Below are 15,396 nucleotides of genomic sequence, written 5' to 3' on the forward strand. Positions count from 1 at the left end.
CCGATGACGCCCCTGTCCAAATCACTGGAAGAGTTGATCAATGATATTTATAAGGACGACAACGTATCGGTCGTTGAGTACATAACCCTGCGAGACGATGCGGATCGGCGCATGGCTGCCGTGATCAAAGAGTTTGGTCTGCACAACAACGTGACAGCCTTCCAAAAAGCCGTGGATGTCGCCATGCAACTGCTGCAGACCAGCGTCATCGATGCGAAGAAAGCCAGGTTGACCGATACCGGCGAAGCCATCGTCAAGGATGCGGTAACGGCTCAGGTGGAGTACTTGCGCGCGGGTAGCCAGTTGGCGCTGCGCCTGTTGTAATTGCCGGATTCAAATCGCTGTCTTCGTTCGGTCATATTCGGTTGCTACCGTCCTGGCGAAATATCTTGCAACAACTAGCCAGCAAGGACTCCCTGTAATGAGTGACGAGCACCAAGATCGCCCTTCCTCCGATTCCACAGCCCTACCACCGGTGGATACCAGCCGCCGGCGCTTCCTGGGAGGCGCGGCGGTACTGGGAGTCGGCGCGACCTTGGGTGCCTGCGGCAATACCGGCGCGCCCTCGGGCAAACCGCAAGTGCGCCCACTCACGTCGCAAGAGCTGGACAAGGCCCTGCACGACAACGTGAAGAATGTGGTGGTGATCTACGGCGAAAACCGTAGTTTCAACAACCTGTTTGCCGATTTCCCTGGCGTAGAGAGCCCGCTGTCAGCACTCAAACCCGCTGACTACCAGCAACGTGACCGTGACGGCAGCCTGCTGCAAACGCTGCCGCAAGTGTGGGGCGGCGTTACTCAGCTTGGGCCGCAGACGATCGACGGCGTGGTTTACCCCGTCGCTACCCAATATCAAGAACACTTGCCCAACGCACCTTACGCATTGAAGGGCCCGGACGGCGAAGACCTGCCGTTGAGCCTGATCACCCGCGACCTGTGGCACGTGTTTTATCAGAACCAGATGCAGATCAATGGTGGCAAGAACGACCAGTTTGTCGCCTGGGCCGACTCGGGCGCGCTGACGTTTGGCCATTACCCTCAAACGCGCTACTCACTGCGCCTGTGGGACGTCGCCAAGGAGTTCGTGCTCTGCGACAACTTCTTCCAGGGCGCCTTTGGTGGTTCTTACCTCAACCACCAGTATTTGATCAGCGCTCAAGTGCCGTTTTACCCGGATGCTGCCAATTCAGTGGCCAAATCGCAGATCGCCACGCTTCAGAGCGACGACCCCACCGACACGCGCCTCAAGCCGCTGGACAAGTCCCCGGCCAGTGCCATGACCGGCCCGCCGCAATTCGGCCCCAGTGCGCTGACGCCGGACGGCTACGCAGTGAACACCATGGCACCACCGTATTGGCCGACCTGGATCCGCGACCCGGAACGCCCGGACTACGCCAAACCCGACTTGCCCAGCGTGCTGGTGCCGCAGTCTCACGACCACATCGGCGACAAGCTGTCGAAGAAAAACGTCGACTGGGCCTGGTACGGCGGTGCTTGGCAGGCGACGATTGACGAACACAAGGATTCGGCAGCGATCCCGAAGATTCCGAGTTTTCAGTATCACCATCAGCCGTTCAACTACTTCAAGCAGCAAGGCCCGCAAAACCCGGTTGAGCGCAAGAAACGCCTGCGCGATGGCGGCTTGGGTGATGAACCGAGCACCAATCACTTCCTGGCGGATGCCCAGGCGGGAACACTGCCGGCGGTGGCCTTCTACAAACCTCAGGGCAACCTCAACATGCACGCCGGTTACGCCGACGTGGCCTCGGGTGATCGCCATATCACCCGTGCCCTGAAGGTCCTGCAGGAAAGCCCACAATGGAAAAACATGGTGGTAATCATCACCGTCGATGAAAACGGCGGCTGGTGGGACCACGTTGCACCGCCCAAAGGCGACCGCTGGGGCCCGGGCACGCGGATTCCGGCGGTGGTGGTCTCACCCTTTGCGCGCAAAGGCACAGTGGACCATACGGTGTACGACACGGCGTCGATCCTGCGTTTGATCACCCGTGTGTTCCAGTTGGAGAAACTGGACGGTCTCAAGCTGCGTGATGACGCGATGATTGCCCGCGGCCAGAAGCCCATGGGCGACTTGAGCAACACGTTGGCATTCAAGGCGTAGGTTTTCTTATCCAATAGCGACACGCCTGGCGATTTAACACGCGGTTTTCCTGGTCAACCGCTACTGTGTGGAGGTGGGCTTTCAACCCGCGCAGACGGGCTTTCGCTGACAAGGAACCAACTATGTTTAAACCGACCAGGCTGTCCTTCACCCTGGCCGCACTGCTGGCCAGTGCGGTCGTACAGGCCGATATCGAAGTACCACTGGGCAGCACGCAACGCGTCACCCAGTTGTTCGCGTTCCCCAATAACTGCAACGTGATCTGCTTTCGACCTTGGACACTGGAGCAGACCGCCGAGCACTACTTGAATCAGAGCCTGCAGCGCGACGGCTACAGCCGCGCCAAGGTCAGCGTGAAGACCCACGAGGGCCAGGTCTCAGCCACCTTCAGCGGTGTACCCGACCATTATGGCCAGCCTCTGACCACGTTGCTCAATACCGCTGATCTTGCCTATCAAGGCGCCAGCAAACTCAACGCCGACGGCAAATGGGCCTATAACTGGTACCTGTTCCTGCCGCTGGGCATGGCGCTGGAAAACCGCAAAAGCATCGAGCTGCTGCACTTCCCGCCGGATTATTCGCTGACCCAGGCCCAGGACTACCTGGAATCTGCCACCACTGACCGATGGGCCACGTTGCTCACCGACAACGGCATCCCGGCCACCGAAACCCCGGCTTACCAGACCATCATCGATATCGCACCGATCGCCGCGCCGTCCAACGCGGGTAAGGACCTGGAGACCGTCTACAGCTACTTCACCGACTATCAGACCCGCATGGTCGCAGAGCTGAGCCTGCGCGCCAGCGACTCATTGCCGATGGTGGCGTTCGGCGCCCCGGTGCGCAGCTGGATCAAGCAACAGTACGGCCAGACGGTGGGCGTGCTGGGCCTGGTGCAGATCAGCCCGGCAGCGGGCAAAACCGTGTCGGTACTGGGCGCCAATCACCCGAGCTACATCTGGTACGCGGCAGACCCGGCCACCTACGACGGCAATGAACAAAAAGCCGACGAGGCCGGTTTAAAGGTGATGGGGCAAGATTTGAGCGCCGCCTGCTGGCAAGCCGGCATGGGGCAGAAACCCGCCAGCGATCCGAATGTGTTGTTAAAGGCATGCATGAACACCTGGCAGGCCACGCGCAAGGAGCAGACCTGTGAGTTGTTCTACACCTCGGTACGCAACCTGCCCCCGGAGCAAGCCAACGCCAAATGCGCCACGCCCGCCATCAAGGCTCAGTTGAAACAGCTAAAGAATGCCGCTCCGGCCCCCGCAATCACTGCGCCAGCGCTGTAGTGCGCATAAAAAATAGCCGATTGCTACTGTCAACGTTGACAGTAGCAATCGGCTATCTGTTAAGCGAGTCTTGAGGCGGGCCCATTCGCTGCAAGACTGGCGGTCAGTCCCCTTCGCAAGTCGATGCAGCCCACTCAAGGAGAGTGATGAAAAGTCAAGCCAAGGACAAGGCTGCCAGCGTGGACAGTGACTGTCTTTACCCCTTTGCGACCACGCTGGCGGAATGCGGATACCCATCGACCCGACAATTTGAGGTAGTTCGCGATCAGAGCGGCGAAGCTATCGGCATTAAATCCCGCGTTGATTTCGACAGCCGCACCCTCATTGCCAGAGTGTTTGGCTACGCTTTGAGCGAATGCCGTCAGCATACGTTCCAGCTATCTGCACGCATCCGGCTGTATGACCCCTGGGTGTGCGGTCAACTGCACCACGCCTGCGATCCGAATGTGTATTTCGACACCTCCTACCTGGAGCTCTGGTCAGTCATGCCTATACCCGCCAATACGTGGCTGAGCATCGACTACGCCAAGACCGGCGACGTGCTGCCTCGCCAGTTCGCCTGCGAATGCGCCAGCCCCAACTGCCGGGGCTGGATCAAAGGCCCAGAGGAACAGCTCAGCGCGGAAGGCAAACTGTTCCTGGAGCTGCGGGACCGTCACAAACGGCCTTAAGCTTCACCTAACGGGCGCAGGCGGTATTGCGGCGGCAACTGTTCAAAACCACTGATGGTGGTGTTCAAACTCTTCCAGCGGCCATCCTTGATGCCGTAGATGCAGCCGTGGATCGACAGGCTCTGCCCACGGTGCCAGGCGTTCTGCACAATGCTGGTGTGACCGACGTTGGCCACCTGCTGAATCACGTTCAGCTCGCAAAGGCGGTCCACACGCTCTTCTTCGGTCGGCAATTGGGCTAGCAGGTCGCGGTTTTCGTAGTAGAGGTCACGAATGGTGCGCAGCCAGCCGTCGATCAAACCGAATTGGCGGTCCTGCATCGAGGCGCGTACGCCGCCGCAGCCGTAGTGGCCGGTGACAAGGATGTGTTTGACCTTGAGCACATCGACCGCGTACTGGATCACCGACAGGCAATTGAGGTCGGTGTGCAGCACCACGTTGGCCACGTTGCGGTGCACGAACAGATCACCCGGCAGCATGCCGACGATTTCGTTGGCCGGCACACGGGCGTCGGAGCAGCCGATCCACAGGTATTCCGGGGTTTGCTGGCGGGCGAGCTTGGCGAAGAATTCGGGATCTTCCTGTTTGATCGCATCCGCCCAGCGTTCGTTGTTATCAAGCAAGTTTTGTAGTTCGTTCATCAGGGAAAGCCTCAGGAATGATGCGCAGCTGTGTGACAGACAACCGCTCGTCCGGGTCACGCCCAGCCGCAATTAGCTTGAATCTTTAGGTCGCCGTACCTGTCCACACACTATAAGCCCCACAGTATGAGGAATGGCCATGACTGAATCACGACGTCCCTACGGCGCTACGCAGCCGGAACCGATTGACGACAACGAAGACCGCATGGGTTCCATGCGCGAGCTGGATTTTGACGAGGAAGGGCCAACGGCGGAAATCGGTGATGAGATCCCACCTAGTGAGCGCGAGCATCTGTTACCCGACGAACGGGTGCGCGAAGCAGGGATGACCGGGGCGTCGACGGATGATCATGAGTCGACCGACGATGATATGAGCCCGGAAACCCTGATCCACGAAGATGGCGCGCGCGATGCACGGGAGGAAGGTGAAGACAGCCCTGCGGATTACGATCTGAGCATCGTCGATAAAGAGGAAATCGGCGCCGGCAATGGGCTGGATGAGGCTGAGTTGGCCGATATTGATCCGGTCGACGGCAACCGCTGAAACAGCACGGGTCAAAATGTGGGAGCCCGCTCCCACATTGGCTTTTGTATTCAGTCGACTAGCGTACAGGCCATCACGACGGCATCTTCGCGGCCGCCCACGGCCGGGTAGTAGTCTCGCCGACGGCCAACTTCGTTAAACCCATAACGCTCATAGAGGCGGAACGCTCCGGTATTGCTGTCGCGCACTTCCAGGAAACATTCGCGAGCACTGGCGGCATACGCGCGGGACATCAGGTGCTCCAGCAGCGCCAACCCCAGGCCACGGCCCTGGTTTTCCGGTTTGACGGTGATATTCAACAAGTGCGCTTCATCCAGGATGATCTGCACCACACCGTGGCCCACCTGCTGCTCACCTTCAAACATCAGCCAGATCTGGTACTTGCCCAGCCCATCGAGAAAAATCCCACGGGTCCAGGGATGGCTGAACGCCGCGTATTCAATCTTAAGTACGGCATCGAGGTCCGCCTCGGTCATCGGGCGGAACGATAAAGCTTCACTCATCGGTACTTTTCCAGCGCGCCATCAGCCGGCGCATGGCTTGCCAGACATCAGCCTTACGCTGTGGCTCTTCCATTAATAATTCCAGGCCCGGCAGGGCCCAAACGGCCCCCAGGCCTTCGACCTGCAGTTCGCGGTACCAAGCTTCGGCATTCGCTTCGCCAGCAAACCGTACGGCGGGCAGGCCGATCAGCCACAGGCACACGCAGGGTTCGTCTTCCAGGCGCGCAGACACGAAACCTTGGACAAAATCCCGCGCGGCTTCCGGGCCCTGATCCATGTTGCCGCGCACCAGCAACGGCCAGCGCACCGGGTCGCCGACGATTTGCGGGCTATCGGGCAGGCCGGCGGCGCGCAGCATGTCTTTTAGCAGCATGTAGGCAGGGTCGCGGGTCTGGAAGCGCTCACCGGTGGGTAACTCCACCAGCAGCAGGCAACGCCCGGCCCGCAGCAATTGCAGGGCAAAACGCGGCGGCGGCACCACGGGCGCCTTGGCCACCGGGGCCGTTTCTTCGGCCACTGCCGGCTTGGCGATTGGCGATGGGCGCGGCACTTCAATTTTCACCCGCTCAACGGCAGGACGCACCTCGGGGACGGGCTTGACCACGGCGACCGGCGTAGCCGCTTCCTCGCCCGAAACCTCGAACGCCTCATAGGGCTCAAGCGCTTGCAGCAGCTCAGGCCGCGACGGTGCGGCAAACGGCAGTTCGGTGCGGGGCAGCCAGTTGACCACCTGCATGGCGGTCAAGTAGGCGCGACGTCGGGACTCGATAAGCACAGCTCGGCCACTTGTGGATAAGTAAAGAGCGGGGATTCTACCGCTGTTCGGCAACAATCGCCCACTGTGCACTGACCGGCTGTGGATAAATCCCGCGCCTGATGCAGTACAATCGCGACTTTTAATCGCCAACCAGCTGGCCATTCCGATGATCGAACCCAAGCGCGTCCTGCGCGCCCTCGCCGAACACTGGGCCTTACTTGAACCACTGTGCGAACACTTCGACCAAGGCACCTTGAGCCTGGGCGAGCTGCGCGCGCAATTGGCCGCCCAACAACTGGACAGCACGCCCCAGGACATCACCAGCCTGCTGGACGTGTGGATTCGCCTGGATATCCTGGTGCCTGTCGCCAAGAGCCCGAACCGTTTCGAGCTCAATGCACAGATCCACGACTTCCTCGCCTATCTTCGCAAGGAGCACCGGCTTGGCCTGTGCCTGGAAATCGAAGCCTACCTGCGCCACCTCGAGCGCCTGGCCGGTTATATCCAGGATGCCTTTGACATCCGTGATGGCCACGACCTGGCCCGTCAGTTGCGCCTGCTGGATATGCGCGTACGCGACGTGCTGAAAAAACTCGCCAACGACGAACAAGCCCTGGCGGCCGTGGCCGACCGTGCCAAGACCAGCGACCGGCAGATCCCATTGCGCCAGCGTTACGCCGAGGTCCTGGCGACCTGGGACGAATACGTCGAACCGATGATCCAACTGGTGAACGCCGACGGCGCCTTCGAACAGGGCGTGCGCAAGGTCGAGAACGTGCTGTTGCGCATGCTCACCGAGCAGCAGCGTCTCGGCCACCTGGTGGATGATGACATGCTGCTGCGCACCCACGCGCGCATCCTCGAAATGCAGACCAGCGCTCAGTTGACCTTGCGTCACGCCCGCGAGCTGCTGTTGCCATTGCGTGAAGAAGCACGCCGGCACAACGCTGTGACCCGTGGCGCGGCACTGGCGTTGTCGGCCATCCGCCGTAAAGGGTTGGACGCGGTGCCGCAAGCGGCGATGCCGATGTTCACGCGGCCGCAAAGCACCTTCCTCGGCAGTGCCAGCCAGGTCGAGGCCTATGTGTATGCCCTGGCGAATTTCGAGCCGAAGCCAGCGCGTTTCCCCAAGGCGCACAAATCCCACAAGGGCGAAGCCCAGCGTGCACCGCGTACGGTCAAGGAAATGCTCGAGCGCTGCGAAGACGCACTGCCAATGCCGGACCTGATGACCTGGCTGCTGGAGCAGGAGCCGGACGGCGCCACCGACGAATTGTTGTACTGGTTCTCGCGACTTTCACGCGAGAAACGCTTCAAGCGCGAACGCCTGGAACGCCGCGACTACCACACATACGAGCACCAGGTCAGCCTGCGCTCATTCGCCCTGCTCCCGGCCGGCTCTGATATGGCCGAGAATTCTGCGAGTACACCTAATGCATCTTGATCTATCCGAACTGTCCCAGCTGGCGCCGATCTTTCGCGAGCTGTTCAAGGGTTACCACGTCAGCCGCCGTGACCCGGAGCTGTACGCACAACTGTCGAACTTCCAGGACCAGTACCGCACGCTGTTCAAGGCCCTGGGCTTTGAACTGGTGTGCGATACCCGTGGCTTCTATTACTTCGTGCCGGACTCCGCCATCGCCAGCGCGCAGGTCAACAAGACCGCCCAGCGCCTGGCGTTGTTCACCTTCATCATCGTCGAGCATTTAGCCGACCAGGGCCGCGACCCGATCGCCGTGCTCGACGGTGGCAGCCTGGGCCGCGATGAATTGCCGTCGTTGCTGGAGAAGTACCGCGACCTGTTTATCCAGGCCGAAGTGCAGACCCAGGAAGAACTCGAAGAAAAAATCATGCGCCGCATGACCCAACTGGGTTTTGCCACTGAAGACAACGGCGTTTATCGCTTCCTGCCGCCGATGCACCGTTTCCTCGACGTGTGCCTGTCGGTGCAACAAGACCGTGACCTCGCGGCCAGCGTACACAGCGTGTTGCCATTGCCGGCGCCGGTGATCATCGACGAAGACAGCGATGAGAAACTACTGAAAACCGATGACCCGCTGGACTTGAGCGACTTTGACGAAGAAAGCGAAGAAGACGCCATGGCCCGTGCGATTGCCGAAGAACAGGAGACCGATGCATGAGTAAGGAACGCTACGGCATCCGCCGCTTCGCCCTATTGAACACCGCCGGTTACAGTTTGGGCCTGTTCCCGCTGGAAGAGCCGCTGTCGGTGTATGGCGCGAACAACCTGGGTAAATCCGCGTCGATCAACGCCCTGCAATTCCCGATTCTGGCGCGTATGTCGGACATGAGTTTCGGCAAGTACACCCTGGAGCAATCGCGGCGTTTCTACTTTGCCACCGACACCAGCTACATCCTTGTGGAAGTCTCGCTGCCCCACGGCCCACATGTGATCGGCGTGGTCGGGCGTGGCCCTGGCGGTGGTTTTGGTCACCAGTTCTTTGCCTATGCCGGCAAGCTGGACCTGGCCCACTACCAAAAAAACGACACCTGCCTGCGTCAGAAAGAGCTGTTCACCAACCTTGAACGCGAAGGCCTGAAAGCCTACGAACTCAAGCCGGATGAACTACGGCGTTTGCTGGTGGGCGGCCACACGTCTATCCCGCTGGACCTGACCCTGATCCCGCTGCGCTCGACCAGCGAGCAGAGCCTGAAAACCTTTCGCGCGCTGTTTATCAACCTGCTGCACATGCGCGAAATCACAGCGGCCAAGCTCAAGCAATTGTTCCTGGATGCCTTCGAGCACAGCTTGCGTTCGGGCAGCGTCGATTACATCGCGGCGTGCGAAGAAGCCTTCCGCGATGTGCGACGCATGGAGCAGGACTACAACTCGCTGGTGGCTGCCGGCCCGTTGGTTGAAGCCCTGGCCAATGGTGTGAAACAGCGCGACATTTTGCGCGGCAAACTGCATCGCCTGTCGCCGTTGCTGGACTCCTTGCTCGGCACCTGGTCGGACTACGCCAGTGCACGCAAGGAAGAGCTGACCATCCAGGCCGAGCATTACCGCAACGAGCAGGACTCGCTGCAAAACGACCAGCGTGGCGGCACCCAGGAGCTGATGCGCCTGGAGCGAGAAATCAGCGGTATTCAGCGTTGGCTGGGCGAGCTGTCGGTGCTCAAACATCGCTTTGCGTTAGTCGATGACGTCAAAGTGCTGGAGCAGCAACTGCTGGCTGCCAAGGATGCCCACGATGAATTGGCGGGCGCCTTGGCGCAGTCGCGACAGTTCAGCGCCGAGGACCTGGACGAGCGTCTGCGCGACCTGGAAAAACGCCTGAAGTCGGTCAAGCAGCAGCTTGATCACGCGGACAACAACAGCTACGCCAAACTGCGCGAAGAATTCTCACAGCAGGATGTCGAGCGCCTGATGCGTCTGTTCAACAGTTCGCTGTTCAGCCTGCCATTGGGCGAGCATGGCATCACGCTGGATGAGGACGGCCAATGGGTCAAATCCCTGGAGCAAATCCTCGACGGCTTCAAGGGCGAGCATTTTGAAGTGCCGGGGCTGTCCATCGACATCTCGCACATCGAGCCACCTGCGTTGCAGGCGCTGGCGGACCGCGCGGCGTTGCGTGACCAGAAAGAGCGCCTGGAAAAGGAACTCAAGCAGCTTAAGACGCAGCAGGCTGTAGCCTCTGACCGTGCGGCGAGCAAGACCCAGACCGAAGCGCTGTACCAGCAAGTGCTGGATGCGCAAAAGGCGCTGGAAGATTTCCGACGCACGCAAACCCTCAGCGCTGAAGAAGGCGAGAAGCTGGAACAGCTGGCGCAGATGGAAGCCGCGCAGGACGAGTTGAAGCGCTCCAGTGACGCCTTCACCGAACGCGTGCAGCAACTGTCGGCCAAGCTGCAACTGGTCGGCCGGCAGATCGGCGATATGGAAGCCAAGCAACGCACGCTGGATGACGCACTGCGTCGTCGCCAGCTGTTGCCGGCGGACTTGCCGTTCGGGACGCCGTTCATGGACCCGGTAGACGACTCCATGGACAACCTGTTGCCACTGCTCAATGACTATCAGGACAGCTGGCAAGGTTTGCTGCGCGCCGATGGGCAGATCGACGCGTTGTATGCGCAGGTCCGCCTCAAAGGTGTGGCCAAGTTCGACAGTGAAGATGATATGGAGCGTCGCCTGCACCTGCTGATCAACGCCTATGCGCACCGCACCGATGAAGCCTTGACCTTGGGTAAGGCGCGCCGTGCAGCCGTCACCGATATCGCGCGAACCCTGCGCAATATCCGCAGCGACTACGACAGCCTGGAACACCAGTTGGCACTGTTCAACCGTGAGATCAACAAGCGTCAGGTGTCCAACCTGCAGAGCTTCCGCATCGTGCTGGCGCCGAACAAGGAAGCCCTGAAGCACATCGACCAGATCATCCACAGTGCCGGTCAGTATGAGGAAGGCGAGACGCTGTCGGTGTTCGACTTAAGCCAAAGCGCTGAGCAGGACAACAAGAACGAGGAGGCCAAGGAATACCTCGCGCGCCTGGTGGCGGCCAACCACAACCAGTTGGGCCTCAAGGACTTGTTTGAGCTGGCTTTCGAGATCACCAAGGTGCACGGCCAGCCGGTGATTCACACCGACATCGACGGTGCGGCGTCCAACGGCACCACCATGACCATCAAAGCGCTGACCAACATGTACTTGTTGCTGCACTTGATGGACCGCGATCAAGCCGGACGTGTGCGTTTGCCGTACTACCTCGACGAAGCGGCGGACATCGATGAGAAGAACCAGGCGGCGCTGCTGGAAACCAGCTTGCAGCTGGGTTTCGTGCCGATCCTAGCCAGTGTGAAGCCACAGGTGTCCGCCCAAGTGGCGATCGACCTGGAAGGCGGCAGCGGACCGAATGGCATCTACATTGATGAGGCGGACTGGAAGTACATCCGTCGTCATGATGCAGTAAAGGCCACGGTGAATGTGCAGGCGGATGAGCCGGAGCTGGATGAGGTTTGATCGGTTGAACTGAAATGCAAAAAGGCCCCTGGGTGAGAATCCAGGGGCCTTTTTTGTCGCCTGTTGCGGCCTCAGCTGACCGCATTCCTACAAGATAAATGCGGTTGAATGTGGGAGCCGGGCTTGCCCGCGATGGCCGCGCCTCGGTTTATTTGCCGAGCGGGATTTTAGGCGCCCACGTCAGCCACTCGTCCTCAAACTTGTCGAACAGCGGGAAAGTCTGCTGCGGCCGTGCAGCGTTGCCCATGCGCTCGCCATCTGGCGTTGCGAAGGCGATTCCGCCCGCGACCAGGGTCTCCAGGGATTCGGTACGTACCGTCGCGCCTTTGAACAGGCCAAAGTCGAGACCGAAGCCGCTGGTGTTCCAAAAGCGGCTGCCGCTACGTACCAGTGGCGCGTACTTGGGCTCGATCAGGATATGGATCAGTACGCGGTCGGCGGTCTGGCCCAGCTCGTAGCCGGTGACTTTGCCGACCGTGACTTCGCGGTAGGTGACGGGGACGCCCTCCTTCAACGAGCCACGGCGTGCGGCGCTGAGTACCAGGCTCAAGCCTTCCTCCTGATGAACTGCCTCTGGTGGTTTTTCCAAGGCGATGAAGCTCTTTTGTGGCCCCGCGTTTTTCGCTGACGGCTGTACTTCGATGTACTGGCCGGTCACCAGGGTTTCCAGGTTCGAAGTTTTCATCAGACCCAGCTCAGGCTTGACCACCCAGAACTGGCTGCCGGTGCGTGCGATTCGATCAGCCACTTGGGTAATGCGTGCACTGAGCAACACGGACTGCATATCGGCACTCAGATCAACGCTCTCGATTTTGCCTACGTCCAGGCCCTTGAAGCGTACCGGCGTGCCGACGCGCAAACCGTCGGCGCGATCAACCTTGATGGTCACCAAGGTGCCATGTTGATTGGCAGCCTCTCGATCGGTAAACAAACGGAAACGTGGGATGCGCTTTTTCAGCGGCACGTTTGGCTCTGGTGTTTCGAAGGCGATACCGCCGGCCATCAGGCTGGCCAGGGATTCGCTTTTTACTTGGATACCGCCGGTGAGTCCGCCTGTCAGCGTGACGCCGCTGGCATTCCAGAAGCGTGTCGAGCCGTTGACCAGGTTTTCGTATTCCTTCTCGATGTGAACGCCAATCACCAGTTGCTTGTTCTTGCGCGAGAACTGGTAGCTCTGCACCGAACCGACCTTGACCTGCTTGTAGAGAATCGGGCTGCCGACATCCAGCGAGCCGAGATTGTCAGTGAACAGCACCATGTGCAGGCCTGGGGAACGCAGGTCCAGCGGTGGCGCCTTGGCCCGGGCGACAAACTCACGCTGCGGAGCACTGCCTTTGTCACCGGGGCGAATGGCGATGTAGTTACCTTTGACCAAGGCTTCCAGGCCGGTAATACCCGCCAGGGAGATCGACGGCTTTACCACCCAGAACTGGGTGTCATGCACCAGATAGTCTTCGGCAAGTGGGTCGAGGGTCAACTCGGCGTTGGCACTGGACAGGTCCGGGTCGATCTTCAGGGTTTTCAGGCTACCGACCTGGATGCCTTTGTACATGACCGGGGTGCGCCCGGCCTGCAGGCCTTCGAAGTCGGTGAGTTTGACCTTGACCTTGAGGCCTGCGGCGGCGGCGTCGAAGTCTTCGTATAGACGGAACGGCAGGCTCGGATCGGTCGGAGGGCTGTCCTTGCGATTCTCGGGCGTGGCGAATGCGATGCCACCGGCAACGATGCTGGAGAGGGATTCGCTGCGCACTTTCACGCCGGAGAGGTTGGCGTCGATGCTGATGCCACTGGCGTTCCAGAAGCGCGTATGTTTGCGCACCAGGCTGGCGTAGGTCGGCTCGATGTAGACCTTGATCTCGACGGTGCTCTGGTCCTCTGACAGCAGGTAGCTTTTAACCTGGCCGACCTGGATCTGCTTGTAGAACACCGGGCTGCCACGGTTGAGCGAGCCGAGGCGATCGGCTTTGATGGTCAAGTGCAAGCCGGGCTTGGCATCGGATAACGGCGGCTCTTCGGACAGGGCCTTGAACTTGCGTGTGGGCTCCCCATCGCCAGGGCTGGCGGCAATGTAGTTACCGGAGACCAGGGTTTCCAAGCCGGTGATGCCAGCGAGGCTGACGCTGGGTTTGACCAGCCAGAAGCGCGTGTTGGTCTTGAGGTATTGCTCGACATCCTTGTTCATCTCGATGGTAGCGATCACCCCGCGATTGCTGCCCTCGTCGTCCAGCGCCAGAGTCTTGACCTTGCCCACGGTCATGCCTTTGTAGACTACCTCGGTCTTGTTGACCTGGATGCCCTCGCCGCTTTCAAAGCGCACCTGGATCTCGATGCCCTGTTGGGAATAGGCACGCCATCCCAGCCAGCCGCCGATGATCAGGGCCACCAACGGCAACACCCAAATGGCCGACCAGTTGGAGGCTGGGCGGGTTTTAGCTTTTGGCAAATCACTCATGGTCGTCGTCCGACTCCGTGTTGTCCCAAATCAGTCGGGGATCAAAAGTTACTGCGGCAAGCATCGTCAAGATCACCACACTGGCGAACGCTGCTGCACCGAGATTGGCCTCGACACTGGCAAGTCGCCCAAAGTTAACAACCGCCACCAGGATAGCGATCACAAAGATATCCAGCATGGACCAGCGGCCAATGAATTCGATAAAGCGGTACATGACAATGCGTTGTCGCGCGCTCAGCGGTTGATGCCGCTGCACCGAAAACAACAGTAGGCCAATGCCCACCAGCTTGAATGTCGGCACGAGGATACTGGCGATAAACACTACGGCTGCGATGGGGAACATACCGTGCTGAACCAGCTGGATCACACCGGCCATGATGGTACTAGGATCGCCCTGGCCAAGGGAATTGACGGTCATGATGGGTAATAAGTTGGCCGGGATGTACAAGATCGCCGCCGTGATCAGTAATGCCCAGGTACGCGTGAGACTGTTGGGGCGACGGGTATGGACCAGCGCACCGCAACGGGTGCAGAGTTGCTCCTCTGTGTCAGCCTCTTGCTTGTTCAACTCGTGGCACTCGGTACAAATCAGAATGCCCGCATCAATCGCCCGCATGATCATCCTCTCCTGACAGCGCTTGCCAGATCTGGTGGGGCGACATCACCACCTCAAGCAGTACTTGAACCATTAATAGACTGACGAAACAGATAAGCCCCAGGCCTACCGTGATGGAGGCCATGTCGGCGAGTTTGACGATCGCAACGAGCACGCCCATCAAGTAAACCTCCAACATCCCCCAATCCTTCAGGTGATGATAAATGCGGTAGAGCAACAGCCCATAACTGCGACCGATCTTCCAGCGAATGCTGAGCAGAACCGCCAATTGGCAGAGCAACTTAAGCAGGGGAATGCCCATGCTGCACAGAAACACCACGGCTGCGACGCCTTGCATACCGGTATCGAAAAGGCCGACAACACCACTCCATACGGTGTCTTCTGAGGACTGCCCGAGTAGATTGAGCTGCATGATGGGTAAAAAGTTCGCGGGGACGTACAGCAATAACGCGGCAAGCACCAAGGCCAGGCTTCGTTCAACGACGTTGTGGCGGTGCGCATATAACTCGTAACCGCAGCGCGGGCATTGGGCTTTTTCACCGAGGGCGAGTACGGGTTTGCGCATCAGCAAGTCGCACTCATGGCATGCCACCAGATCCTCCAGTGGTAAGTCCGACACCTTGAGGGTATCAACTGGATCGGGCATAGATAGGGCTCGAACTGTAAAAAAGGTTAGGTGCCTATTCTAGTGGTCTGGTTCAGAAATAACTGTGCAAATTTGTCGGGAAGAGCTCGGGGGGCCGGTGAAAGCAGGCAATCAGAACGTTGCTTTAACTGGCTGCCCGCACCATTCGCGCTAATGTTGAATGAGCCCATTCAC

At 59.6% G+C, this 15,396-nt stretch carries 14 protein-coding genes; 8 read left to right on the plus strand and 6 right to left on the minus strand.

Annotated elements, in window-relative coordinates; all coding sequences use genetic code 11:
- The first annotated feature begins 3 nt into the window (after window positions 1–3).
- From FW764_RS16005 to FW764_RS16020, 4 genes are all read left to right on the plus strand, one after another.
- Window positions 4–324, plus strand: a complete 321-nt coding sequence (locus FW764_RS16005; RefSeq protein WP_446434729.1) for a hypothetical protein — start codon at window positions 4–6, stop codon at window positions 322–324.
- Between the two features lie 97 nt (window positions 325–421).
- The gene (gene acpA / locus FW764_RS16010) at window positions 422–2,122 is read left to right on the plus strand and encodes an acid phosphatase (RefSeq protein WP_446434730.1); all 1,701 of its coding nucleotides are present in this window, start codon (window positions 422–424) and stop codon (window positions 2,120–2,122) included.
- 122 nt (window positions 2,123–2,244) lie between these two features.
- Complete coding sequence (locus tag FW764_RS16015) at window positions 2,245–3,414, plus strand: hypothetical protein (RefSeq protein WP_446434731.1); 1,170 nt, start codon at window positions 2,245–2,247, stop codon at window positions 3,412–3,414.
- 146 nt (window positions 3,415–3,560) lie between these two features.
- A complete protein-coding gene (locus tag FW764_RS16020; protein WP_446434732.1) occupies window positions 3,561–4,085 on the plus strand; it encodes an SET domain-containing protein-lysine N-methyltransferase in 525 nt (174 codons plus the stop codon).
- Here FW764_RS16020 and can read toward each other — a convergent pair.
- On the minus strand, window positions 4,082–4,726 hold the full coding sequence (gene can / locus FW764_RS16025) for a carbonate dehydratase (protein WP_083360301.1): 645 nt from the start codon (window positions 4,724–4,726) through the stop codon (window positions 4,082–4,084). The genes FW764_RS16020 and can overlap by 4 nt on opposite strands.
- Before the next feature lie 139 nt (window positions 4,727–4,865).
- On the opposite strand from can, the gene FW764_RS16030 reads away from it, so the two are divergent.
- Window positions 4,866–5,270 carry a serine kinase/phosphatase gene (locus FW764_RS16030; RefSeq protein ID WP_446434733.1) on the plus strand — a complete coding sequence of 135 codons (405 nt, stop codon included), beginning with the start codon at window positions 4,866–4,868 and terminating at the stop codon, window positions 5,268–5,270.
- Between the two features lie 50 nt (window positions 5,271–5,320).
- On the opposite strand, the gene rimI is transcribed toward FW764_RS16030, so the two are convergent.
- Complete coding sequence (gene rimI, locus FW764_RS16035; protein ID WP_446434734.1) at window positions 5,321–5,773, minus strand: ribosomal protein S18-alanine N-acetyltransferase; 453 nt, start codon at window positions 5,771–5,773, stop codon at window positions 5,321–5,323.
- Window positions 5,766–6,509, minus strand: coding sequence for an energy transducer TonB (locus FW764_RS16040; protein WP_446434754.1), 744 nt, complete (start codon window positions 6,507–6,509; stop codon window positions 5,766–5,768). The genes rimI and FW764_RS16040 overlap by 8 nt, the downstream gene beginning before the upstream one ends.
- Window positions 6,510–6,696: 187 nt before the next feature.
- Between FW764_RS16040 and mksB the strand changes: the two genes are divergently transcribed.
- Genes mksB through mksF form a run of 3 tightly spaced genes read left to right on the plus strand, consistent with a single transcriptional unit; the run spans window position 6,697 to window position 11,508 of the window.
- The gene (gene mksB / locus FW764_RS16045; RefSeq protein WP_446434735.1) at window positions 6,697–7,974 is read left to right on the plus strand and encodes an Mks condensin complex protein MksB; all 1,278 of its coding nucleotides are present in this window, start codon (window positions 6,697–6,699) and stop codon (window positions 7,972–7,974) included.
- On the plus strand, window positions 7,964–8,671 hold the full coding sequence (mksE, locus tag FW764_RS16050; RefSeq protein ID WP_446434736.1) for an Mks condensin complex protein MksE: 708 nt from the start codon (window positions 7,964–7,966) through the stop codon (window positions 8,669–8,671). Before mksB ends, mksE begins: the two co-directional genes overlap by 11 nt.
- Entirely contained in the window at window positions 8,668–11,508 is a 2,841-nt protein-coding gene (gene mksF, locus FW764_RS16055) for an Mks condensin complex protein MksF (protein ID WP_446434737.1), read from the plus strand. Before mksE ends, mksF begins: the two co-directional genes overlap by 4 nt.
- Window positions 11,509–11,656: 148 nt before the next feature.
- On the opposite strand, the gene FW764_RS16060 is transcribed toward mksF, so the two are convergent.
- From FW764_RS16060 to FW764_RS16070, 3 genes are read right to left on the minus strand one after another with little or no spacing between them, the layout of a single operon-like run.
- Window positions 11,657–13,960, minus strand: a complete 2,304-nt coding sequence (locus FW764_RS16060; protein WP_446434738.1) for an MlaD family protein — start codon at window positions 13,958–13,960, stop codon at window positions 11,657–11,659.
- Window positions 13,953–14,576 (minus strand): paraquat-inducible protein A, encoded by a 624-nt coding sequence (locus tag FW764_RS16065; protein ID WP_446434739.1) that lies wholly within the window; start codon window positions 14,574–14,576, stop codon window positions 13,953–13,955. Before FW764_RS16065 ends, FW764_RS16060 begins: the two co-directional genes overlap by 8 nt.
- On the minus strand, window positions 14,563–15,222 hold the full coding sequence (locus FW764_RS16070) for a paraquat-inducible protein A (RefSeq protein ID WP_446434740.1): 660 nt from the start codon (window positions 15,220–15,222) through the stop codon (window positions 14,563–14,565). Before FW764_RS16070 ends, FW764_RS16065 begins: the two co-directional genes overlap by 14 nt.
- Window positions 15,223–15,396 lie beyond the last annotated feature (174 nt).

It is taken from the genome of Pseudomonas sp. 1152_12, from assembly GCF_052850675.1.